The following is a 21,502-nucleotide window of genomic DNA, read 5'->3' as shown; positions in this document are numbered from 1 at the left end:
GGCCCGTGGCGCACAGGCGCGCGGGCCGCAAGAAAAAGCAGGGAGGATGATTGTAGCCGCCGGGCCCCGGGCGGGCCGGCGGCGCGGCGACACCTTGCCGGGCGCGCCTTTAGCCGACCGAAGCCAGCGGCGGATTGTCGTCGAAGTAGCGGCGGATGCCGGTCATCATGGCCGACGCCAGCTTTTCCTGGTGGTTCGGATCGCGCAGCAGGCGCTCTTCGCCAGGGTTGCTGATGAAGGCGGTCTCGACCAGGATGGACGGGATGTCCGGCGCCTTCAGCACGGCAAAGCCCGCCTGTTCCACGCGCGGCTTGTGCAGGCGGTTGACGTTCTTGATCTCGTCGAGCAGGGCCGAGCCCACCTTCAGCGAATCATTGATCTGCGCCGTGGTGGACAGATCCAGCAGGACCTTGGCGATCTGCTTGTCCTGGCTGCCCAGGTTCACGCCGCCGATCAGGTCGGCCGCGTTTTCCTTGTTGGCCAGCATGCGCGCCGTGGTGCTGCTGGCGCCGCGTTCGGACAGCGCGAACACCGACGAGCCGCGCGCCGAGGGCTTGATCCAGGCGTCGGCATGGATGGAGATGAATAGATCGGCCTTCACGCGGCGCGCCTTCTGCACGCGCACGTGCAGCGGCACGAAGAAGTCGTTGTCGCGGGTCAGGTAGGCGCGCATGCCGGGCGTGGCGTCGATGCGGCCCTTCAGGCGGCGCGCGATCTGCAGCACGATGTCCTTTTCGCGCGTGCCGCCGCCACCGATGGCGCCGGGGTCCTCGCCGCCATGGCCAGGGTCCAGCGCGATGGTCAGCGTGCGGCGGCGGCCAGGGCGGGGCACCGGCCGCGTCTCGGGCGTGGGCAAGGGCTTGGGCGCGGCGATCTGGCCGGGCACCGAGGGCGCGGGCGGCAGGGCCTCGCCCGGCGTCGTGGGGTTGTTGGCGATGTCTTCCAGGATCTTCGCAAGCGGGTCGTCGTCGAGCTGGTCCTGCTTGTTCAGCAGGGCGACGATGGGGTCCTGCGCGACCTTGGGGTACAGGTCCAGCACCAGGCGGTACTGGTAGTCGCCCACGGGTTTCAGCGTGAAGACCTGCGGCGCGATGGGCTGCTTCAGGTCGAACACCAGGCGCACCACGTTGGAGCGGTTCTGGGCCACGCGGACCGCGGCAATGTAGGGATCGTCCGGACGCACCTTGGAGACCAGGTCGTTCAGCGCCTGCGTCATCGTCAGGCCGTCGATGTCCACGACCAGGCGATGCGGGCCTTCCAGCGTGAAGTGCTCGGCCTTCAGCTCGCTGTCCAGTTCCAGGGTGATGCGGGTGTATTCGTCGGCGGGCCAGGTGCGCACCGCCAGGATGGTGGCCGCGTAGCCGACGCGCGGCAGGACGGGCAGCAGCAGCAGCGTCGCTGCCGCGCCGATCAGGCGCCGCCGGGTGGCGGCTTCCGCGGCGAGGGGGAGGCCGCGTCGGGAGTGTTCAGTGCTGTCAGCCATGCTTGCCCTCTCGCGGAAAAAGCGGTCAGTTGCGCGCGCCGGCCTTCACCTGCGTACACCAGTTCGACGTCCAGGTCGGGCGGGGGCAGAAGACCCTGCGCCCGCTCGGGCCATTCGATCAAAACCAGCGCATCGTGGCGCACGATGTCGCGCAATCCCGCGTCCAACCATTCTCGCGGGTCGCTAAATCTATAAAAATCAAGATGATAGAAGTATAAGTTAGAAATTTTATAAGATTCAAGCAGGGCATAGCTTGGACTTTTGATACGACCTGTAATGCCGGCGGCCCGCAGCAGCGCTCGCACCAGCGTGGTTTTGCCCGCCCCGAGGTCGCCGCGCAGGTGGATGCGTCCCCCTGCCGCGGGACCCGGCGGGGCATCGGCCGGCGCGTCCCGGGGACGGTCGATGGCCAGCGGCGCGAGCTGGTGTGCCAGCGTCTGCGTGGCAATTTCATCAGGAAGATCAAGGCTTAACGTGGCCAGGGCTGTCATGTCGGTCATCCGGGCAAGGAATAGGCGGGATTATAGGAAGGCCAAGGAACCGGGGACGGGACGGGTCTGCTATCCTTGGGCAATGTTGATAACAGTTCTCAATTGATCTCGGTCCACCGAGGTCCGCACCGGAGCCTGATCGTCATGTCCGTCCGTATCGAAAAAGACACATTCGGTCCCATCGAAGTGCCCGCCGACCATCTGTGGGGCGCCCAGACGCAGCGTTCGCTGCAGTTCTTCGCCATCTCCACCGAGAAAATGCCCGTGGCGCTGGTCGACGCCCTTGCCCGCCTGAAGCGCGCGGCCGCCACCGTCAATGCGGAGCTGGGCGAGCTGGATCCCAAGCTGGCCCGCGCCATCGAGCAGGCCGCTGGCGAGGTCGTGGACGGCCATTGGCCCGGCGAATTCCCGCTGTCGGTCTGGCAGACCGGTTCGGGCACGCAGAGCAACATGAACATGAACGAGGTGCTGGCCAATCGCGCGTCGGAAATCCTGGGCGGCGAGCGGGGCGAGGCCCGCAAGGTGCACCCCAACGATCACGTGAACCGCGGCCAGTCGTCCAACGACGTCTTCCCGACCGCCATGCACGTGGCCGCCGCGCTGGAAGTCGAGCAGCGCCTGCTGCCCTCGCTCATGGCCCTGCGCGAAACCCTGCAAGCCAAGAGCCAGGCCTTTGCCGACATCGTGAAGATCGGCCGCACCCATCTGCAGGACGCCACGCCGCTCACGCTGGGCCAGGAGTTGTCCGGCCACGTGGCGCAACTGGACCTGGCGGCGCAGCAGATCCGTGCGTCGCTGCCGGGCCTGCATCAGCTGGCCATCGGCGGCACGGCCGTCGGTACCGGCCTGAACGCGCATCCCGAGTTCAGCGTGCGCGTGGCCGAGGCCCTGGCCAAGGACACGGGCGTCGCCTTCGTGTCCGCTCCCAACAAGTTCCAGGCGCTGGCCGGCCATGAAGGCCTGCTGTTCGCGCACGGCGCGCTGAAGACCCTGGCCGCCGCCGCCATGAAGATCGCCAACGACGTGCGCTGGCTGTCCAGCGGCCCGCGTTCGGGCCTGGGCGAGATCAGCATTCCCGAGAACGAGCCGGGCAGCTCGATCATGCCGGGCAAGGTCAATCCGACGCAGTGCGAGGCGCTCACGATGTTGGCGGCCCAGGTGCTGGGCAACGACGTCGCCATCAATATCGGCGGCGCCAGCGGCAACTTCGAACTGAACGTCTACAAGCCGGTCATCATCCACAACTTCCTGCAGTCGGTGCGCCTCTTGACCGACGGCCTGGCCAGCTTCGACAAGCACTGCGCGGCGGGCATCGAGCCCAACCGCGAGCGCATCCAGGAACTGGTCGACCGGTCGCTGATGCTGGTGACGGCGCTGAACCCGCACATCGGCTACGACAAGGCTGCCCAGATCGCGAAGAAGGCGCACAAGGAAAACCTGTCGCTGCGCGAGTCGGCGCTGGCGCTGGGGTACGTCACCGCCGAGCAGTTCGAGCAGTGGGTCGTGCCCGCGCAGATGACGGGCAAAAAATAGGCCCACCCCCGAGGCGCTGCGCGCCTCCCCCTCAAGGGGGCGGCGTTGGCGGACCGGCAAAGCCGGCTCCGCTACGCCCCGGGATTGCACCTGTGCATGCAGCGAGCCGCGCTCGATGCATGTGCCTTGGCTATCCAGCCACCGCCAGCCAGATCGGGATCGTGATCGCCGAGAGCACCGTGCTGGCGGAGATCAGCAAGGCCACCAGCCGGCCGTCGCCGCCCATGCGCACGGCCAGCACGTAGGCCGTCGATGCGGTGGGCAGCGCCGCGAACAGCAGCAGCATCTGGCGTTCCACCGGGTCCAGGCCCAGCACCTGGGCCACCCCCAATGCCACGCCCGGCAGCACCAGCAGTTTCACGCCCAGCATCCAGCCCACCAGCTTGCCGTGGCGGCTTCCTGCCTGCCAGCTCAGGCTGGCCCCCACGCACAGCAGGCCCAGCGCCACGGCTGCCGCGCCCAGCCGGGCCAGCACCACGTCGATGGGGCCTGGCAGGCGCAGGCCCGCCAGGTTGGCCACCAGGCCGGCCAGGGTGGCGATCACGAGCGGGTTGCGCAGGATTTCCCGGAACACGCGGCCGCCGCCCTGGCGCGCCAGGGCATGCACGGCGGCGACGTTCGCCATGGGAACGGCGAAACCCACGATGAGCGCCATGACGGTCTGGCCGGCGCTGCCCGCCAGGTTGCTGGCCAGCGCCAGGCCGATATAGGTGTTGAAGCGATAGCCGCACTGCACGGCGGAGGCGTAGGCCACCGGCTCGGGCCGCAACAGGGGACGCGCCAGCATGGCCAGCAGGATGCCCGTGCCCAGTACCGCGCTGGTGCCCAGGAACAGGTCGGCCGCCGCATCCGGCGTGATGGGGGTGCGCAGGATGGACTGGAACAGCATTGCCGGAAACAGGACGAAGTAGACCAGCCGTTCAAGTCCTGCGAAGAATTCCGCGCTGAATTTCGCCCGGTGGCGCAGCAGGCTGCCCAGCGCCACCAGCAGGAATTCGGGCATGACGAGAAACAGGACTGACATGGTTTGTGCGGCGCGGCAGGGCGGAGAGGGTAGCGGCTGAAGATAGAGAGAAAGGCCTTCGGCAGACATAGGGGAAACCCCCAGGTTTCCCTGGCCGTTTACCTTTCACTTTGCTGATATTCTCCGCAGTTCGAACCGTAACAGCATGTTTTAGCGTCAAAAGCGCCGGTTTTACGAATTCAATATAGAGACACGATCAGGAAAGGAGCATCCCACATGAAGACCACGCGTACCGCCGTTGTCGCAGCCCTCGCAGGCGCCGCCGCCATCATGGCCGCCCCCCAGGCTTTTGCCGCCTATCCCGACAAGCCGATTCGCATCATCGTCCCGTTCGCCCCGGGCGGTTCGACAGACATCATCGCGCGTCTGGTCACCCAGCGCATGGCGCAGGAGCTCGGCCAGCCGCTGGTCGTCGAGAACAAGGGTGGCGCCGGTGGCGCCATTGGCGCTGCCGATGCCGCACGCGCTGCGCCCGATGGCTACACGCTGTCGATCGCCACGGTGTCCACCATGGCCGTCAACCCGGCTTGCCGCCCCAACGACCTGCCCTATGATCCGCTGAAGGACTTCGCGCCGGTCACCAATTTCGCCAATACGGCGAACGTGCTCGCGGTGAACCCCAAGTTCCCCGCCACGGACTTCAAGAGCTTCCTGGAAGAGCTGAAGAAGAATCCCGGCAAGTATTCCTACGGCAGCTCGGGCACCTGCGGCGTGCTGCACCTGATGGGTGAATCGTTCAAGATGGCCACCGGCACCGACATCGTCCACGTGCCCTACAAGGGTTCGGGTCCCGCCATTGCCGACACGGTCGGCGGCCAGATCGAAATCATCTTCGACAACCTGCCTTCGTCCAACGGACAGATCCAGGCCGGCAAGCTGAAGGCCATGGCAATCGCATGGCCCAAGCAACTGGACACGCTGAAGGGCGTGCCCACCTTCGAGGAAGCCGGCTTCCCGGTCGTGAACCAGCCCGTCTGGTATGGCCTGCTGGCGCCCGCCGGCACGCCCGCGGAAATCGTCAACAAGCTGCGTGACGCCGCCGTCGTGGCCCTGAAGGACCCCAAGGTCATCCAGGTCCTGAAGGAACAGGGTTCCGAGGCATCGGGCAACACGCCTGAAGAGTTCGCCAAGGAAATCAAGCAGCAGTACGACTGGGCCAAGGAAATCGTGACCAAGCAGAAGATCACCCTGAACTGAGGCCCCCCCGAGGCGCGTTGCGCCTTCCCCCAGGGGCGCGCCTGCGGACTGGCAGAGCCAGTTCCGCGGCGCCCGGAAGGGCTGAGGTTCTTTGGTGAGAAAATAGCGAGCTTCGGCTCGCTATTTTTTTGGCCGTTCAGGATGGGTGGTAAGCATGAGCAAGAGCAGGCATGTGTCGGAGACGCCGGCCACGCAGGCGCTGCGGCGCGCGGGGGTGGCGTTCACGGAGCACACCTACGATTACGTGGACCACGGCGGCAGCGCCGAGGCGGCGCGGCAATTGGGGCTGGATCCGCATACGGTGGTCAAGACGCTGGTCATGGAGGACGAGGCGGCGCGACCGCTCATCGTGCTCATGCATGGGGATTGCGAGGTGTCCACCAAGAACCTGGCGCGGCAGGCGGGCCTGAAGAAGGTAACGCCTTGCCATCCCGATACCGCGCAGCGGCATTCGGGCTACCAGGTGGGTGGCACCTCGCCCTTCGGCACGCGCAAGCGCATGCCGGTGTGGGTCGAGGCCAGCATCCTGGATTGCCCGCTGATCCACATCAACGGCGGACGGCGGGGCTACCTGCTGAGCCTGGACCCGCAGGTGCTGTTGCGCCTGCTGGAAGCGCGGCCGGTGACGGTGGCGCTGGCCGAGTAGCGGCCCGGGCGCTTGCGGTATGGGAATACCACCCCCGTCTTCGGCACGGGCGGCACAATCGACGGACAAGAACAACACCCCCGGCGCGCGCCGGACAACGTTCGGGCACGCGCCGCCGTCAACCGCCCCTACCGGAGACTTCCATGAGCAAGAAAATCCTGATGCTGGTCGGCGACTACGCCGAGGACTATGAAACCATGGTCCCGTTCCAGACCCTGCTGGCCGTGGGTCACAAGGTGGACGCCGTCTGCCCCGACAAGAAATCGGGCGAGCAGGTCGCCACCGCCATCCACGATTTCGACGGCGCGCAGACCTACAGCGAAAAGCGCGGCCACAACTTCACGCTGAACGCCGACTTCGACAAGGTCGATCCGGCAGCCTATGACGCCCTGGTGATCCCGGGCGGCCGTGCGCCGGAATACCTGCGCCTGAACGCGCGCGTGCTGGAAATCGTGCGCCATTTCGACCAGGCGAAGAAGCCCATTGCCGCCGTCTGCCACGGTGCGCAACTGCTGGCCGCGGCCGACGTGCTGCGCGGCCGCAGCTGCTCGGCCTATCCGGCCTGCGCGCCCGAGGTGACGCTGGCGGGCGGAAAGTATGCCGACATCGCCATCGACGCGGCCCACACCGACGGCAACCTGGTCACGGCGCCCGCCTGGCCGGCGCATCCGGCCTGGCTGGCCCAGTTCCTTGCGGTGCTGGGAACAAAGATCGTACATTGAGGCTCCCCCTCGCCAGCGCCGCCACCCGCCCGTTCGCTGCCGGTGGCGGCGCTGGGTCTGGGACAGGACGCGGGCGCGCCCGCCTGGCGTCCGCGACGGAGGATCCCCATGTGTGAAATCTTCATTCGCGCCAACGCGCAGTCCTATGCCTGCGAATCGCGCTCGATGCGCCTGCATGGCGTGGCCACCAGCGTGCGGCTGGAATCGCTGTTCTGGCGCGTGCTGGAAGACATCGCCGCGCGCGACGGCATGCGCGTGGCGCAACTGATCGAGCGACTCTACGACGAGCTGGTCGAGTACCGCGGCGAGGCGGCCAACTTCACGTCCTTCCTGCGGGTGTGCTGCCTGCGCTACCAGATGCTGCGCGCGGACGGACGGATTTCTGCCGACCCGGGCACGAGGGTGCGGTCGCTGGACGCGGCGGATGTATTCGAGGGATTGGCGGAAGATCTCTACGATCCGCGGCCGCTGCACGCGGCGGCGTGAGGGCAGGGCGGGTCGCGCAAAAGACTGGCCTCGCCGACAGGAATCGAACCTGTAATCTCCCCTTAGGAGGGGGAAGTTATATCCATTTAACTACGGCGAGGCTGCCCGGCCGGCATGCGCGCGGCACTGGTAATCGCCTGGCTGGCAGGCGGTCCGCATCATAGCATTCCGGGCTGCTGGCGCCGGTGTTGCGTTTGCCTGTTCCGGATGGGAATTCAGCTTGCTGTCAGTCGTTGGCCGGCATGGCTGCCCCGCCAACAGGGCTTTTGCGGCCAGCCCGACGTTATTTCTATATGATGCCCTGCACCCGCCCATCAAGAGCGCGGGAGGGCCACGCGCCGCGTGGCCTCACATCGGAAGGCATTCATGTCCCAGTCCTCGGAAACCAATGCAACGCGTACCCTGATCGTCGGTACGCTCGTCGTCCTGTTCGCCATGGGCGTGCGTGCCACCTTCGGCCTCTTCATGCAGCCCATGGGGCTGGCGCAAGGCTGGGGCCGCGAGGTCTTTTCCATGGCCTTCGCCATCCAGAACATCGTCTGGGGCGCGGCCTGTATCGGCATGGGCATCCTGGCCGATCGTTATGGTTCCGGGCGCACCATCGCCCTGGGCGCGTTCCTGTACGCGTTGGGCATGATCGGCACGCGCTTCGCCTCGTCTGAACTCGAATTGATGCTGAGCGCGGGCGTGCTGGTCGGCCTGGGCCAGGCAGGCACCACCTTCCCCGTCGTGCTGCCCGTGATTGCCCGCGTGGTGCCGCCCGCGTCGCGCAGCACCGCGATGGGCGTGGCCAGCGCCGGCGGTTCGCTGGGACAGTTCCTGATCGTGCCCAGCGGGCAGTTCTTCATCGACACGATGCAGTGGCAGGGGGCGCTGCTGATGCTGTCGATGTTCGTGGCCGCGGCGCTGCCGCTGGCCTGGTGGCTGCGCGGCAAGCCGGCCGCGCCGGCAGCCGGCGTGGTGCAGCAGTCGCTGGGCGCGGCCATCCGGCAGGCGGCGCGCCACCCGTCTTTCCATTTCCTGTTCTGGAGCTACGCGGTCTGCGGCTTCCACACGGCCTTCATCACGCTGAACCTGCCGGCCTACGTATCGGACCGCGGCCTGAACGCTGGCAATGGCGCCATCGCGCTGGCGCTGATCGGCCTCTTCAACGTGGCGGGCTCCTTCGGCGCGGGCAAGCTGGGCGGCATGTACAGCAAGAAGATGCTGCTGGCATGGGTCTACGGCCTGCGCGCCATCGGCATCCTGTGGCTGATGCTGATGCCGCTCACGCCTTTCGTGCTGTACGTCTTCGCGGCCTGGATGGGAACCTTCTGGCTCGGCACCGTGCCCCTCACGCAGGGGCTCATCGGCCAGATCTATGGGTTCCGCTATGCCGCCACGTTGTCCGGCATCGTCTTCCTGGGGCACCAGGTGGGCAGCTTCCTGGGCGTCTGGCTGGGTGGCCGGGTCTATGCCCTGACGGGCAGCTACGACATCGTCTGGTGGCTGGGGCTGGCCCTGGCGCTGCTTGCTGCTCTACTATGTCTGCCTGTCAAAGAACGGCCCCTGGCCCAGCCGCAACCGGCCTGATCCCCTCATGACGCCTCTTGCCCCGTCCGCCTCTTCGCCACGCCCCGCCGCCCGCCGGCGCTGGCTGCTCGTGGCCGGCGGGCTGGCATTGGCCGCCGTGCTGGGTATCGGGTTCTGGGGCTACATGCAGCCCGGCATGATGCTGAACTGGGAAACCGTGGCCGCGTTCTGCGGCTTCTGATGCAGCCCGACATCACCGCCTGGGACCTGCTGGGCATTTCCCGCGACGGGCTGGCCGACCTGCCGCCCGCGTGCACGCTGGTGCTCACCGTCAACAACCGCCACGCCCGGCGCCTGGTGACCGAGTGGGTGCGCCACCTGAACGCGGAAAAGCGCGTGGCCGAGCTGCCGCGCATCGTGCCGCTGTCCGCCTGGCTGGAAGAAACCGCGCATGCCCTGACCTTCCTGCCGCAGCATGAGGTGCCCGCCTATCGCCTGTCATCGTTTGCGGCCCAGGCGCTGTGGACCGACGTGATCCGCCGCGCCGAGGCCGACCAGCCGCTGCTGGACGCCACGCAGGCCGCGCGCCTGGCCATGGACGCCGACACCCTGGCGGACGAATGGGCCGTGCGCGTGCCAGAGGGCATGGCCACCGACGAATACCGCAGTTTTCTGCGCTGGCGCGCCGCCTATCGCGCGCGCCTGGGCGAACTCGATGCCGAGGATGCCAACCAGGGCTATGCGGGCGTGCTGCAGGCCCTGGAGCAACGCGCCTTGCCCGCGCCCGGGCATGTGGTGATGGCGGGCTTCGCGACGCCGTCGCCGCGCCTGCGCCGCCTGGCGCTGGCCTTCGCCGAAGGCGGCGCGCAGGTGCTGCGCCTGGACGAAGAAGAGAATGCGCAGGCCGTGCCGCGCCGCTGCCAGCCCGCGGATCGCGGCGCCGAGTGGCGCCAGGCGGCGGCCTGGGCGGCGCGCCAGTTGTCGGCGTCGCCAGAGGGGCGCTATGCCATCGTGTCGCCCAAGCTGGAGGAAGACGCGCCGTTGGCACGCCGGGTGCTGGCGCGGGCGCTGGCCGATGGCGACGAGGGCGCGTCCAGGCCTTTCAACGTGGCGGTGGCGCCGCCACTGGTGGAGTGGCCCGCGGTGCGCGCCGCCCTGGCATGGCTGTCGGCACTGGCCGACATGACGCAATACGGCGCCTGCGAGACGCGCGTGCTGGGCGCTGCCCTGCTGGCGGGGCACTGCGCGGGCGCAGGCATCGAGCAGGGCGCGCGCGCCGCGCTGGACGTGCGCTGGCGCCGCCGGGGCATCGTGCGCCTGAATGCGCACGACTGGGAAGCCGAGCTCATCGACCTGCAGGCCACGCGCCTGCAGCGGGCCTGGCGGGACGCCGTGGCCGCCTGGCAGGACGGTCCGCGCCGCGTAGGCGCAGACCTGTGGGCCCGACGCTTGCGCGCAGCCCTGGCCGCGCTGGGTTTCCCGGGCCCGTCACCGCTGGACAGCACCGGTTTCCAGGTGCTGGCGGAACTGGGCGAATCGCTGGATCGCTATGCCGCCTTGTCGCCGGCCACCGGCAGGCTCGATGGCGCGGCCGCCGTGCAGCTGCTGGCGCGCCTGGCGCGCAACTCTCCCTTCCAGCCGCAACGCGATCCCAATGCGCGGCTGGACGTGCTGGGCTTGCTGGAAGCCGAGGGCGGCCGTTGGGACGGCGTGTGGGTGCTGGGCCTGACCGACGACGTGCTGCCTGCCGCGCCGCGCCCGAATCCCCTGTTGCCCTTGCCGGCCCTGCGCCAGGCCCAGGCGCCGCGCGCCACGCCGGAGCGCGAGCGGCAGTGGGCGGAAGACATGTACGCCACCCTGCTGCGCGCCGCGCCCGACATCGTGGTGAGCTGCGCGCAGCGGGAGGGCGAGCGCGACCTGCGGCCTTCGCCGCTGATCGCCGGGCTGCCTGACGATATCGATTTGCTGGTCCAGGATGCGCAGGCCCAGGCCCTGCCCGTGGAAACCTTCCAGGACGCGCGCGGCCCCGCGCTGGCGCAAGGCGCGCAGACCACCGGCGGCCTGGACGTGCTGGACACGCAGGCGCGCAATCCCTTGTGGGCATTCGCGCGCCATCGCCTGGGCGCCCGCGCCATGCAGCCGTATGCCGAACCCGGCGCGATGAATGTGCGCGGCCAGTTCCTGCACGAGGCGCTGGAAATCCTCTGGGACGACCTGCGCGACCAGGATGGCCTGCATGCGGCGATGGCGGGCGGGACGCTGGCCGCCAGCATCGATGCCGCCGTGACGCGTGCGGCGCACCAACTGATCGGCTATGGCGAGGCCCTGCGCGCGCTGGAGTGCGCGCGGGCGCGCGTCGTGCTGGCCAACTGGCTGGCCATCGAGGCGCAGCGCCTGCCCTTTGCCGTTGCGCAGATCGAGCAGGCCTACGACTGGCAGCGCGGGCCGCTGTCCTTGTCCTTGCGGCTGGACCGCATGGACACCCTGCCCGATGGCAGCCGCGTCATCCTGGATTACAAGACCGGCGGGGCGCCCGGGCGGCCGTTGGCGGACTGGGCGCGTGCCCGGCCCGTCAACCTGCAGTTGCCCTTCTATGCCGCGGTCATCGCGCGCCAGGAGGGCGCGGACGTGGCGGGCCTGTTGCTGGCGCAGATCCACGCGCGCCAGGTCGCGGTGCAGGGCATGGCCGACACCGACCTCGGGCTGGAGGGCGTGGCCGCGCCATCGGATGCCGAGGCTTTCGGCGGCCTCGATTGGCAGGGCGTGCTGGCGCACTGGCGCGCGGCCATCGAAACGCTGGCCGATGAGTTCGCGCAAGGCGTGGCCGACAATGTCGCCTGGCGCACCGATGACCTGACGTATTGCGATGCCCAGCCCTTCCTGCGGCTGGACCTGGAGCTGGACGAGGACGGCGGCGATGACTGAAGAACGCTTGCCGCAGGATCACGCCGAGCGCCTGCGCGCGCTCGATCCCATGCAGTCCTTCCTGGTGCAGGCGCCCGCTGGCTCGGGCAAGACGGAACTGCTGACCGATCGCATCCTGGCCTTGCTGCCGACGGTGTCGCGGCCGGAGGAAATCGTCGCCATCACCTTCACCCGCAAGGCGGCGTCCGAAATGCACGCGCGCGTGCTGGAGAAGCTGGCGCGTGGTCTTGAGCCTGAACCCGAAGCGCCGCATGCCCGCCGCAGCTGGACGCTGGCACGCCGTGCGCTGGCGCATGATGCGCAGCAGGGCTGGAACCTGCTGCGTCACCCGGCCCGGTTGGGGGTGCGCACCATCGACGCCTTCTGCGCGGGTCTCTTGCGCAGCATGCCGTGGTTGTCGGGCATGGGCGGCATGCCGGGCATCGCCGACGATGCGCGCCTGCATTACGACAAGGCGGCGCAGGCCACGCTGGCCCTGGCCGAAGACGAGGCGTTCGACGCGGTGCGCCGCTTGCTGGCGCATCTGGACATGGATCTTGGCGCGGCGCGCGACGCGCTGTCCGCCATGCTGGGCCAGCGCGATCAGTGGCTGCCCCTGCTGCGCCATGGTGATGATCGCGAGGCGCTGGAAGCCGCGTTGCATGACACCGTGGCCGTCGAGTTGCGGGCCTTGGCGCGCCTCATGCCGCGCGGCTGGGCCGAATCCCTGTCCGGTCCGGCCAGGCTGGCCTGCGACAACCTGACCGCAGAAGGCCTGCCCAATCTGTTGGCGCCCCTGGCCGATTGGGATGGCGCCGCGTTTTCATCCGACCCGCACTCCCTGGCGTGCTGGCGCGCGCTGGCGCACCTGTTGCTGACCAAGGAAGGCGGGCTGCGCAGTCCGCGTGGCGTCAACAAGAACCTGGGCTTCCCGGCCAAGTGCGCGTACAAGGCGCCCTTCACCGCGTGGCTCGAAGAGCATGGCGACGTGGGCACACCGGCGTGGGTCACCCGCCTGGATGGCGTGCGCGGCCTGCCCGAGCCCGGTTTCAGCGATGCGCAGTGGGACGTGCTGGGCGCGCAGTTGATGACCTTGCGCCTGGCTGCCGCACAGTTGCAGCTGCAGTTCGCCGAGGCCGGAGAAGTCGACTTCATCGAGGTCTCGCAACGCGTGCAGGCTGCGCTGGGCCGGGCCGACGATCCAGGCGAGCTGCTGCTGCGTCTCGACGCCTCCATCCGTCATCTGCTCATCGACGAGTTCCAGGACACCAGCCAGGCGCAGATCGACCTGGTCGGCACGCTCACGTCCGGCTGGCAGGACGGCGATGGCCGCACGCTCTTCCTGGTGGGCGATCCCATGCAGTCGATCTACCGCTTCCGCAAGGCGGAAGTGGGCCTGTTCCTGCATGTGCGCGACCAGGGCCTGGGCGCCCTGCGTCCCATCTTCCTGTCCCTGACCGACAACTTCCGTTCGCAGGCGGGCGTGGTGGCGTGGGTCAACGACGTCTTCGCGCAGGTGCTGCCTCCGGCAGATGACGCCGTGACGGGCGCGATCCGCTACGCGCCGTCGGCGGCGTTCCATGCCGCCATGGACGGCCCCGCGCTGCAATTCCATGCGGTCTGGCCTGACGAGCAGGATCCCGATCCCGGCGCCGACTGCGTCGCGCGACTGGCGCGCGAGGCCTTGGCCGCGCACGCGGACAGCGCGCATCCGGTGGCGGTGCTGGTGCGCGCGCGCAGCCACCTGGGGCGCCTCACGCGCCGCCTGGCCCGCGACGGCATCCCCAGCCGCGCGGTCGAACTGGTGCCGCTGGCACGCCGTGAGTGCGTGGCCGACCTGGTCCAGCTGGTGCGCGCCCTGTCGCATCCGGGTGACCGGCTGGCCTGGCTCGCCGTGCTGCGCTCGCCCCTGTGCGGCCTGACGCTGGACAGCCTGCATGCGCTTTTCGGCGCCGATCATCGCCTGCCTGTGCCCGTGCTGATGGCGCGTGCGCTGGCGGAGGGCGAGGACGGCACGCAGCCGGCACGCGCCGTGCTGGCCGCTGATGAGCATGCGCGCCTGGCCCGCGCGGCCTCGATCCTGCTGGATGAGGGCAATGCGTCGGGCGGCGTGCCCTTCGCGGCCTGGGTCGAGCGCATCTGGCGCCTGCTCGGCGGCACCGGCCTGTACGCCGGCGCGGGCGACGTGCGCGATACGGAGAGCCTGCTGCGGCTGGTCGAGCGCCTGGCGCCCTATGGCGGCCTGGACACCGACGCCTTGGATGCCGCGGTGGCGCGCCTGTTCGCGTCCTCGGATGCCGACGGGCCCGCGGTCGAAATCATGACCATGCACAAATCCAAGGGCCTGCAGTTCGACACGGTCATCCTGTACGGCCTCGAACGCGCCCCGCGCGGCGACCAGCCGCCGCTGGTGCGTTTCGAGCAGAGCGAGGGCAGGGTGCTGCTGGGGCCGGTGAAGGCGCGCGCGGAAAAGGAACATGATCCGGTCTCGCTGTTCCTGGCGCGCCGCGAGCGCCGCCGCGCCGAATACGAGGCAGACCGCCTGCTGTACGTGGCCGCCACGCGGGCCCGCGAGCGCCTGCACCTGGTGGCGGCCTTGACGCCCGGCGAGGACGGCGGCGCGCGCGCGCCGGGCGCCACCAGCCTGCTGGCGCGCTTGTGGCCGCATCTGGCTGCGCCGCAGGCGCCGGCCCGGATGGACGGCGTTGCGGCGCTGGCTGCGGGGGCTCCCGCCTTGCGCGGGGAGCCGCTGCGGCGCGTGGCCGCACACGCCGTGCCCGCTCCCTTGTCAGCCCCCCTGGCGCCGCCTGCCGCGGCGGGCGACAGCCTGTGGGAGTCCCAGGCCGGCCACGAAGCCAGCGTCGGCACCCTGGTGCATGCCTGGCTGGCGCAGATCGGCCGCGATGGGCTGGATGCCTGGCCCGCCGAGCACCTGGCCGCCAACCTGGCGCGCATGCGCCGGCAACTGACGCGCGTGGGCGTGCCCGACGGCACGGCCGACGCAGCGGCCCAAGACGTGCTGGATGCCTTGCAGGCCTCGGTACGCCACGAACGCGGCCGCTGGCTGCTGTCGCAAGGGCACGCGCGTCGCGAGTGGCCGCTGCTGGACCTGGCGGGCAAGGTATCGGTGATCGACCTGGCACTGGATACCGACGCGGGCTGGCTGGTGGTGGACTACAAGACCTCGGTGCCGCGCCAGCACGAGTCCGGCGAGGCGTTCACCGCGCGCATGCGGCTGCGCCATGCCGAGCAATTGCGCCGCTACGTGGCGCAGGTGGCGGCGCTGGACGCCAGGCCGGTCAAGGCGGCGCTGTATTTCCCGCGCGCGGACATCTGGATCGAATTCTGAGAGGCAGGACATCACCGGCGCGCTCGCCTGAAAGAACGCAACGCGCAAGCCTGCTAGAATAGCGGTGGCGGGCCCCTTCGCATGGTTCGGCGACAAATCTGGTCAGGTCGGGAACGAAGCAGCCATAGTCGTGCGGAACCAGTGCCGAAGTCAGGCTCGCCTTTCTCATTTCTGCCCATGCCGTGACCTTGCCTGCGGCGCAAGCGTGCGGCCTGGGTATCCCCTACAATCCCGGCATGACTTATCTGGTACTTGCCCGTAAGTGGCGCCCGCGGTCTTTCGATACCCTGGTCGGGCAAGACCACGTGGTGCGTGCACTCACGCATGCGCTCACCACCCAGCGCCTGCACCATGCTTGGCTTTTCACGGGCACCCGGGGCGTGGGCAAGACCACGCTTTCGCGCATCCTCGCCAAATCCCTGAACTGCGAAACCGGCATCACGGCCACGCCTTGCGGCGTCTGTCGCGCGTGCACCGAGATAGACGCGGGCCGTTACGTGGATTACCTCGAGCTGGATGCGGCGTCCAACCGCGGCGTCGACGAGATGACGCAGTTGCTGGAACAGGCGGTCTATTCGCCGGGCGCGGGCCGCTTCAAGGTCTACATGATCGACGAAGTGCACATGCTGACCGGCCACGCCTTCAATGCCATGCTGAAGACGCTGGAAGAGCCGCCGCCCCACGTCAAGTTCATCCTGGCCACCACCGATCCGCAGAAGATCCCGGTGACGGTGCTGTCGCGCTGCCTGCAGTTCAACCTGAAGCAGATGCCGGCCGATGCCATCGTGGGCCACTTGCAGCATGTGCTGGCCGAGGAAGCCATCGGCTTCGACGTGCCCGCCTTGCGCCTCATCGGCCAGGCGGCCGGCGGGTCCATGCGCGACGCGCTGTCGCTCACCGACCAGGCCATTGCGTACAGCGCCGGCAATCTCACGGAAGAGTCCGTGCGCGGCATGCTGGGCACCATCGACCAGCGGCACCTGGTGCGCCTGCTCGACGCGCTGGCGGCGGGGCAGGGCAGCGCCGTGCTGGCCGTGGCGGACGAACTCAACACCCGCGGCCTGTCCTATGCCGGCGCGCTGGCTGACCTGGCCGTGCTGCTGTCGCGCGTGGCCGTGGAGCAGCGGGTGCCCGGCGCCGCCACGCAGGGCGACCCGCTGGCCGAGGACATCGCCCGCCTGGCGACCGTGCTGCACCCGGATACCCTGCAACTGTTCTACTCCGTCGCGGTGCACAGCCGCAGCGAGCTGGCGCTTGCGCCCGATGAATATGCCGGTTTCGTCATGGCGTGCCTGCGCATGCTGGCCCTGCTGGGCGACGACCCGCCCGCGCCGCGCCTGAGCGCGCCTGCCGCAGGCGCCGCCACGGCGCCTGCGACTGCGCCGGCTGCCGCCGCAACCGCGCAAGCGGCGTCGGCCCCGCTGGCGCCCACGCCCGCCGTGGCGCGGGTGGTGGTGCCTGCGCCGGCTGCCGCGCCCGCAGCGCCGCCCCAGGCCCAGGCTGCACCGGCAGTCGCCCCGGCTCCGGTGTCGACCCCGGCCTGGGAGGATCCCCCCGCCGCCGCCAGGCCGACCGCGCCCGTGGCCGCGCAACCCGTGCCTGCCAGCGCAGCGCCCGCTTCGGTTACGCCCCCGGTTGCCGCGCCGGCACCCGCCGCCGCGCGCGCGCGCGCGCCCGAGCCGCCCGCCCAACCCGAGCCGCCTGACGACGTGCAGTACGACGCGGGTGACGCCGGCTACGACATGCCCGATGACGGCCCGCCGCCCGACTACGACGGCGGCTATGAACCCGCCGGCTTCGACGACTACCGGCCGGTCCCTGATAGCGCGCACCCCATCAGCCGCGAGGCGGTGCTGCCTGCCGCCACCGGCAGCGTGGTGGCCGTGCCCGCTGCCTCTGCGCTCGCCGCCGCCGCGGGGGAAAGCCCCATCGAACTGAAAGGCGAGTGGCATGCCCTGGCCGCGCGCCTGCCCGTCACCGGCCTGGCCGCGGAACTGGCTCGCCAAAGCGAGTGGGCCGGCGTGCGCGGTCGCCTGATCACCTTGCGCGTGGCCGCCCGCGCCCTGGCCGACACGCCGGGCCGAGAACGCCTGCGCCAGGCGCTGGCCGAACACTTCGGCGGCCACGTGCAGCTCGAGGTGCAGTTCGGCGAAACCGGCGACGGCACCGCCCACGCGGTGGCGCAGGCCGAGATCGCGGCGCGCCAGCAGGCCGCCGAAACCATCATCCACGAAGATCCCTTCGTGCAGGCCCTCATGCGCGACTTCGGCGCGCACATCGTGCAAGGCACGATCCGGCCGGTGAACATCCCGCCCGCCGCGTAAGACGCGCGGCGCCATCTCATTCAACGCTCATTGAACGGAATCCAATCGCCATGATGAAAGGACAGATCGCCGGCCTGATGCGCCAAGCGCAGCAGATGCAGGAAAACATGAAGAAGGCCCAGGAAGCCCTGGCCGACATCCTCGTCGACGGCGCCTCGGGCGGCGGCCTGGTCACCGTGACCATGACCTGCCGTCACGACGTCAAGCGCGTGGTCATCGACCCGAGCCTGCTGGCCGAGGACAAGGACATGCTGGAAGACCTGGTCGCCGCCGCCTTCAACGACGCGCTGCGCAAGGCCGAAGCCACCTCCCAGGAGAAGATGTCCTCGGTGACGGCCGGCATGCCCATGCCGCCCGGCATGAAGTTCCCCTTCTGATCCCCCGTATCGCCCATGGACCGTCCCAGCCTGCCAGAGCCCGAGCCGCTGCTGGCGCTGATCGAGGCGCTGCGGCGCTTGCCGGGCGTGGGCGTGCGCTCGGCGCGCCGCATGGCCTATCACCTCATGCAGCACGACCGTCCCGGCGCAGGCCTGCTGGCCGACTGCCTGTCGGGCGCCATCGCGCGGCTGGGGCATTGCCAGCGCTGCAATACCTTCACGGAAGACGAGGTCTGCGCCACCTGCCTGAGCCCGCGCCGCGACCCGACGCAGCTCTGCATCGTCGAGACCCCCGCGGACCAGAACGTCATCGAGTCCAGCCACGGCTATCGTGGCCTGTACTACGTCATCATGGGCCGCCTGGCCCCGCTGGAGGGGGTCGGCCCGCGCGAACTCGACTTCGAACGCCTGATCGCGCGCGCCTGTGACGGCGTGGTCCAGGAAGTCATCCTGGCCACGAACTTCACCGCCGAAGGCGAAACCACCGCCCACTTCCTGGCCGAACTGCTGCGCAGCCGAGGCCTGTCGGTGACGCGCCTGGCAAGGGGCGTGCCGGCGGGAAGCGAACTCGAATACGTGGATGCCGGGACGATCGCCTGGGCATTGATGGAGCGCCGGGCGACGTGATACGCCCGCCTGGCATGGCCACGCTGGGTCGCGGCACGCCCGGATGCGCGACGGCCTGCCAGACCGGGGTGTGGCAGGCCGTCTGCGCCGCGCTGTAGTTCAGACACTGATCAGTAGGTCTTGCCGGCGATCTCGTTGGCCCAGGACAGATCCAGCCATTTCTCGTCTGCCGGAATACGCGCCAGGTTGCCCAGGTCCACCTGCGTCTGCAAAGCGTCGTTGAGCGCCGGCTGGCGAAGCTCGACCGAATCGGCGAACACGCCGTCGTCGATCAGGCGTACCACGGAGGCCCGCACGACTTCCTTGTCCAGGTTGGGAAACAGCTTGATGCCGCTGGCCACGGCCGCTTCGGGGTCTTTGCGGATGGCCTTGAGCGCGCGGTCGATGCCCGAGACGAACTTGCGTGCGACTTGCGGATCGATGTCCTGGCGCGTGGAAATTGCCGAAAAGGTATAGGGACCGATCTCGCGCGAGAAGGCCGACACCACCTTGTAGCCCTGTGCCTCGGCTTGTGAAGCGCCCGGCTCGTACAACACCGCGCAGTCGGCTTGGCCTGACTTGAGCGGACCGATCTCATTGCCCATGGGCACCTCGAGGATGTCGAGGTCTTTCCTGGCGTCGAGCCCGGCCTGCTTGATGAGCTTCAGGAATGCCGAGGTGCTGGTGGTCGGCATGGCGCCCGTCGAGATCGTTGCGCTAGACAGGCTCTTGAAACCCTCGAACCGGAAGTCAGACTTGCAGGTCAGCCACACGCCCAGGCGGTTGAGCGTGCCGCCCACGACCTTGACGGGTGCGCCGCGGCCAACAGAAATGGCCGTCCATTCCGGGCCGTGCAGCGAGAAGTCGGCGCTGCGCGAAATGACAGCGGCCAGGGCATTGGTCGATGAAGAGGCCACGTCGATGCGCACGTCGAGGCCCTCGTTTTTGAAGTAGCCGTGCTCTTCGGCGAAGTAGACCGGCAGGTAGAACACCGACTTGAAGGCGGCCGAGACGACGGCCTTGTCGTTGGCATGCGCGGCCAGCGACAGCGAGGAGACGGCGACGGCCAGGGCCAGGCGCAGGAAAGAACGGGTCTTCATGGGAAACGCTTCCAGAGAGGGACGGGGATCAAAGCTTGAAATGGGTGGCATAGGTCTGATCCTTCCAGCGCAGCAGGCGCGCCTCCGCGATATCCACGCCCGCGTACAGCACGAAGCCGAGCAGCATCAGCAAGAAAATGCCGCACCAGACGGTGTTCAGGTCGTAGAGCGACGAGGCGACGAAGATCACGTGGCCGATGCCGTACTTGGACGAAATGAATTCGCCCACCACGGTGCCGACCAGCGCGAAGCCGATGTTGATGCGGAAGGTGCTGATGACGTAGGGCAAGGACGACGGGATGACAACCTTGGAGAATATCTGCCACTTGCTCGCGCCCAGCGAGATCAGCATCTTCTGCAGGTCCGGATCGGCGTCCTTGGCGGCCTGGAAGGCCGCCAGCAACGCGACGATGGACGTCAGCGAGATCGACAGCGCCACCTTGGATGTCACGCCCGTGCCGAACCACAGGATCACCAGCGGTGCGAACGCGATCTTGGGCACACTGTTGATCGCCACGAGAAAGGGTTCGACGACCTTGGCGGCAAACGGCGAATACCAGAGCGCCAATCCGGGCGCCGTGCCGACGACCGTGCCGATGACGAACCCCGCGACCGAGGCCCACAGCGTGTAGTTGGCGTGCTCCCACAGTTCGCCCGATTCCATCATGCGCCAGGCCGATTCCAGCGTGCCCGACGGCGAGCCGAACAGGAATGCCGAGACCGTGCCGCTGCGCACGCCGAATTCCCAGGCGCCCAGCAGCACGGCCAGGATCATCAACTGCGTGGCCAGCACCGGCAGCCGCGTACGGGCGGCGCGCCGTCTCTCCGGTCTGCCTTCATGCCGTGCATTCCGGTCTTCGCGCTTGACGCGGCCCGGCGCGCTCACTGGACTACCTTCGTGCTTCGCACTCCGGTATTCGCCCTTGGGGCGGCCCGGCGGGCTCATGCCGCCACCTTTTCCGCCTGCCCGGTCTGGATGTCCAGTTCCTGGCAGAGCAGGTCGAAGTAGCCGGAGAAACGCGGATCGTGCCGCGCTTCCAGCGGCGAGCGGGTATCGAGCTGGATGCGGTGCTCGCTCTTCAGGCGGCCCGGCCGGGCGCTCAGTACGAAGATGCGTTCCGATAGCGCGATCGCCTCGTCGATGTCGTGCGTGACCAGGACCACGGTCTTGCCCTTGCGGCTGACGGTCTCGACCAGCATGGTCTCCAGGAACAGGCGCGTCTGGTAGTCCAGCGCCGAGAACGGTTCGTCCAGCAGCAGCACGTCGGGATCGGGCAGCAGGGTGCGTGCCAGCGCCACGCGCTGGCGCATCCCGCCGGACAGCGCCTTGGGATAGCTGTCCTGGAACTGCAGCAAGCCGAAGGTGTGCAGGTATTCGCGCGCCTGCTCTATCGACTGCCTGCGCGGCGTACCGCGTACTTCCAGGCCGACGATGACGTTGTCCAGCACCGTGCGCCAGGGCATCAGCAGGTCGCGCTGCAGCATGTAGCCCACGCGGCCGCGCAGGTCGCGCAACTGCTGGCCGTCCAGCGCGATCGTGCCCGCGTCGTGGCTCAGCAGGCCGGTCAGGATGTTGAACAGCGTGGACTTGCCGCAGCCGGACGGGCCGATGATGCTGATGAACTCGCCGCTGCGGGCATCCAGGCTGATGCCGTCCAGCACGGGGACCACGCCAGCGGGCGTCGTGAAGCTTTTGTGCAGGTCGCGGACCTGCAGCTTGGGAGCGGGAGCGTTCGCGGTCATGGGCA

The 21,502-nt window shown here is 68.8% G+C and carries 18 protein-coding genes, 1 tRNA gene and 1 other RNA gene; 13 read left to right on the top strand and 7 right to left on the bottom strand.

Annotated features, from left to right (window positions below; genetic code table 11):
- Positions 1 to 109: 109 nt before the first annotated feature.
- Both ODI_RS16330 and tsaE read right to left on the bottom strand, forming a co-directional pair.
- Positions 110 to 1,483, bottom strand: coding sequence for an N-acetylmuramoyl-L-alanine amidase (locus ODI_RS16330; RefSeq protein WP_067752161.1), 1,374 nt, complete (start codon positions 1,481 to 1,483; stop codon positions 110 to 112).
- Positions 1,411 to 1,974: a tRNA (adenosine(37)-N6)-threonylcarbamoyltransferase complex ATPase subunit type 1 TsaE gene (gene tsaE / locus ODI_RS16325; RefSeq protein ID WP_074046786.1), complete on the bottom strand. Its 564-nt coding sequence runs from the start codon at positions 1,972 to 1,974 to the stop codon at positions 1,411 to 1,413. Before tsaE ends, ODI_RS16330 begins: the two co-directional genes overlap by 73 nt.
- A 144-nt stretch (positions 1,975 to 2,118) precedes the next feature.
- On the opposite strand from tsaE, the gene fumC reads away from it, so the two are divergent.
- Positions 2,119 to 3,507: a class II fumarate hydratase gene (fumC, locus tag ODI_RS16320; protein WP_067752155.1), complete on the top strand. Its 1,389-nt coding sequence runs from the start codon at positions 2,119 to 2,121 to the stop codon at positions 3,505 to 3,507.
- Positions 3,508 to 3,637: 130 nt separating this feature from the next.
- On the opposite strand, the gene ODI_RS16315 is transcribed toward fumC, so the two are convergent.
- The gene (locus ODI_RS16315; protein WP_067752152.1) at positions 3,638 to 4,531 is read right to left on the bottom strand and encodes an AEC family transporter; all 894 of its coding nucleotides are present in this window, start codon (positions 4,529 to 4,531) and stop codon (positions 3,638 to 3,640) included.
- Between the two features lie 216 nt (positions 4,532 to 4,747).
- On the opposite strand from ODI_RS16315, the gene ODI_RS16310 reads away from it, so the two are divergent.
- The 4 genes from ODI_RS16310 (at position 4,748) to ODI_RS16295 (ending at position 7,582) form a co-directional block, all read left to right on the top strand.
- Positions 4,748 to 5,728 carry a tripartite tricarboxylate transporter substrate binding protein BugE gene (locus ODI_RS16310; RefSeq protein WP_067752149.1) on the top strand — a complete coding sequence of 327 codons (981 nt, stop codon included), beginning with the start codon at positions 4,748 to 4,750 and terminating at the stop codon, positions 5,726 to 5,728.
- A 154-nt stretch (positions 5,729 to 5,882) separates the two neighbouring features.
- A complete protein-coding gene (gene ybaK / locus ODI_RS16305) occupies positions 5,883 to 6,374 on the top strand; it encodes a Cys-tRNA(Pro) deacylase (RefSeq protein WP_067752147.1) in 492 nt (163 codons plus the stop codon).
- 143 nt (positions 6,375 to 6,517) lie between these two features.
- On the top strand, positions 6,518 to 7,096 hold the full coding sequence (locus ODI_RS16300; protein ID WP_067752144.1) for a DJ-1/PfpI family protein: 579 nt from the start codon (positions 6,518 to 6,520) through the stop codon (positions 7,094 to 7,096).
- Positions 7,097 to 7,204: 108 nt separating this feature from the next.
- Positions 7,205 to 7,582: a ribbon-helix-helix domain-containing protein gene (locus tag ODI_RS16295; RefSeq protein ID WP_067752141.1), complete on the top strand. Its 378-nt coding sequence runs from the start codon at positions 7,205 to 7,207 to the stop codon at positions 7,580 to 7,582.
- A gap of 25 nt (positions 7,583 to 7,607) precedes the next feature.
- On the opposite strand, the gene ODI_RS16290 is transcribed toward ODI_RS16295, so the two are convergent.
- A tRNA-Arg gene (locus ODI_RS16290) sits at positions 7,608 to 7,682 on the bottom strand.
- Between the two features lie 266 nt (positions 7,683 to 7,948).
- Here ODI_RS16290 and ODI_RS16285 point away from each other — a divergent pair.
- The 8 genes from ODI_RS16285 (at position 7,949) to recR (ending at position 18,675) form a co-directional block, all read left to right on the top strand.
- Positions 7,949 to 9,154 carry an MFS transporter gene (locus ODI_RS16285; protein WP_067752138.1) on the top strand — a complete coding sequence of 402 codons (1,206 nt, stop codon included), beginning with the start codon at positions 7,949 to 7,951 and terminating at the stop codon, positions 9,152 to 9,154.
- Positions 9,155 to 9,161: 7 nt separating this feature from the next.
- A complete protein-coding gene (locus tag ODI_RS22345; protein WP_157929781.1) occupies positions 9,162 to 9,335 on the top strand; it encodes a hypothetical protein in 174 nt (57 codons plus the stop codon).
- Complete coding sequence (locus ODI_RS16280) at positions 9,335 to 12,019, top strand: PD-(D/E)XK nuclease family protein (RefSeq protein WP_067752135.1); 2,685 nt, start codon at positions 9,335 to 9,337, stop codon at positions 12,017 to 12,019. The genes ODI_RS22345 and ODI_RS16280 overlap by 1 nt, the downstream gene beginning before the upstream one ends.
- Entirely contained in the window at positions 12,012 to 15,347 is a 3,336-nt protein-coding gene (locus ODI_RS16275; protein ID WP_067752132.1) for a UvrD-helicase domain-containing protein, read from the top strand. The genes ODI_RS16280 and ODI_RS16275 overlap by 8 nt, the downstream gene beginning before the upstream one ends.
- A gap of 66 nt (positions 15,348 to 15,413) precedes the next feature.
- An RNA gene (ffs, locus tag ODI_RS16270) (signal recognition particle sRNA small type) lies at positions 15,414 to 15,511 on the top strand.
- A gap of 72 nt (positions 15,512 to 15,583) precedes the next feature.
- Complete coding sequence (locus ODI_RS16265) at positions 15,584 to 17,671, top strand: DNA polymerase III subunit gamma/tau (protein WP_067752202.1); 2,088 nt, start codon at positions 15,584 to 15,586, stop codon at positions 17,669 to 17,671.
- Positions 17,672 to 17,721: 50 nt separating this feature from the next.
- Positions 17,722 to 18,048, top strand: a complete 327-nt coding sequence (locus ODI_RS16260; RefSeq protein ID WP_067752129.1) for a YbaB/EbfC family nucleoid-associated protein — start codon at positions 17,722 to 17,724, stop codon at positions 18,046 to 18,048.
- 15 nt (positions 18,049 to 18,063) lie between these two features.
- On the top strand, positions 18,064 to 18,675 hold the full coding sequence (gene recR, locus ODI_RS16255) for a recombination mediator RecR (protein ID WP_067752127.1): 612 nt from the start codon (positions 18,064 to 18,066) through the stop codon (positions 18,673 to 18,675).
- A gap of 110 nt (positions 18,676 to 18,785) precedes the next feature.
- Here recR and ODI_RS16250 read toward each other — a convergent pair whose 3' ends face one another.
- The 3 genes from ODI_RS16250 to ODI_RS16240 are packed head-to-tail and all read right to left on the bottom strand — an operon-like array spanning position 18,786 to position 21,497.
- Positions 18,786 to 19,754: an ABC transporter substrate-binding protein gene (locus ODI_RS16250; RefSeq protein WP_067752124.1), complete on the bottom strand. Its 969-nt coding sequence runs from the start codon at positions 19,752 to 19,754 to the stop codon at positions 18,786 to 18,788.
- Positions 19,755 to 19,782: 28 nt separating this feature from the next.
- Positions 19,783 to 20,700, bottom strand: coding sequence for an ABC transporter permease (locus ODI_RS16245; RefSeq protein WP_231968075.1), 918 nt, complete (start codon positions 20,698 to 20,700; stop codon positions 19,783 to 19,785).
- Complete coding sequence (locus ODI_RS16240; RefSeq protein ID WP_067752118.1) at positions 20,697 to 21,497, bottom strand: ABC transporter ATP-binding protein; 801 nt, start codon at positions 21,495 to 21,497, stop codon at positions 20,697 to 20,699. Before ODI_RS16240 ends, ODI_RS16245 begins: the two co-directional genes overlap by 4 nt.
- Between the last annotated feature and the right edge of the window lie 5 nt (positions 21,498 to 21,502).

It is taken from the genome of Orrella dioscoreae (assembly GCF_900089455.2).
GTDB lineage: Bacteria > Pseudomonadota > Gammaproteobacteria > Burkholderiales > Burkholderiaceae_B > Orrella > Orrella dioscoreae.
Note: the sequence above shows the minus strand (reverse complement) of the source record. Positions and strands in the feature narration are given on the sequence as shown.

Coding starts and splice junctions, on each gene's coding strand:
- ODI_RS16285 (WP_067752138.1), top strand. CDS start 7,949: ATGTCCCAGTCCTCGGAAACCAATGCAACGCGTACCCTGATCGTCGGT.
- ODI_RS16275 (WP_067752132.1), top strand. CDS start 12,012: ATGACTGAAGAACGCTTGCCGCAGGATCACGCCGAGCGCCTGCGCGCG.
- ODI_RS16260 (WP_067752129.1), top strand. CDS start 17,722: ATGATGAAAGGACAGATCGCCGGCCTGATGCGCCAAGCGCAGCAGATG.
- ODI_RS22345 (WP_157929781.1), top strand. CDS start 9,162: ATGACGCCTCTTGCCCCGTCCGCCTCTTCGCCACGCCCCGCCGCCCGC.
- ODI_RS16300 (WP_067752144.1), top strand. CDS start 6,518: ATGAGCAAGAAAATCCTGATGCTGGTCGGCGACTACGCCGAGGACTAT.
- ODI_RS16310 (WP_067752149.1), top strand. CDS start 4,748: ATGAAGACCACGCGTACCGCCGTTGTCGCAGCCCTCGCAGGCGCCGCC.
- ybaK (WP_067752147.1), top strand. CDS start 5,883: ATGAGCAAGAGCAGGCATGTGTCGGAGACGCCGGCCACGCAGGCGCTG.
- ODI_RS16245 (WP_231968075.1), bottom strand. CDS start 20,700: ATGAGCCCGCCGGGCCGCCCCAAGGGCGAATACCGGAGTGCGAAGCAC.
- fumC (WP_067752155.1), top strand. CDS start 2,119: ATGTCCGTCCGTATCGAAAAAGACACATTCGGTCCCATCGAAGTGCCC.
- ODI_RS16330 (WP_067752161.1), bottom strand. CDS start 1,483: ATGGCTGACAGCACTGAACACTCCCGACGCGGCCTCCCCCTCGCCGCG.
- ODI_RS16250 (WP_067752124.1), bottom strand. CDS start 19,754: ATGAAGACCCGTTCTTTCCTGCGCCTGGCCCTGGCCGTCGCCGTCTCC.
- ODI_RS16280 (WP_067752135.1), top strand. CDS start 9,335: ATGCAGCCCGACATCACCGCCTGGGACCTGCTGGGCATTTCCCGCGAC.
- recR (WP_067752127.1), top strand. CDS start 18,064: ATGGACCGTCCCAGCCTGCCAGAGCCCGAGCCGCTGCTGGCGCTGATC.
- ODI_RS16265 (WP_067752202.1), top strand. CDS start 15,584: ATGACTTATCTGGTACTTGCCCGTAAGTGGCGCCCGCGGTCTTTCGAT.
- ODI_RS16295 (WP_067752141.1), top strand. CDS start 7,205: ATGTGTGAAATCTTCATTCGCGCCAACGCGCAGTCCTATGCCTGCGAA.
- tsaE (WP_074046786.1), bottom strand. CDS start 1,974: ATGACAGCCCTGGCCACGTTAAGCCTTGATCTTCCTGATGAAATTGCC.
- ODI_RS16240 (WP_067752118.1), bottom strand. CDS start 21,497: ATGACCGCGAACGCTCCCGCTCCCAAGCTGCAGGTCCGCGACCTGCAC.
- ODI_RS16315 (WP_067752152.1), bottom strand. CDS start 4,531: ATGTCAGTCCTGTTTCTCGTCATGCCCGAATTCCTGCTGGTGGCGCTG.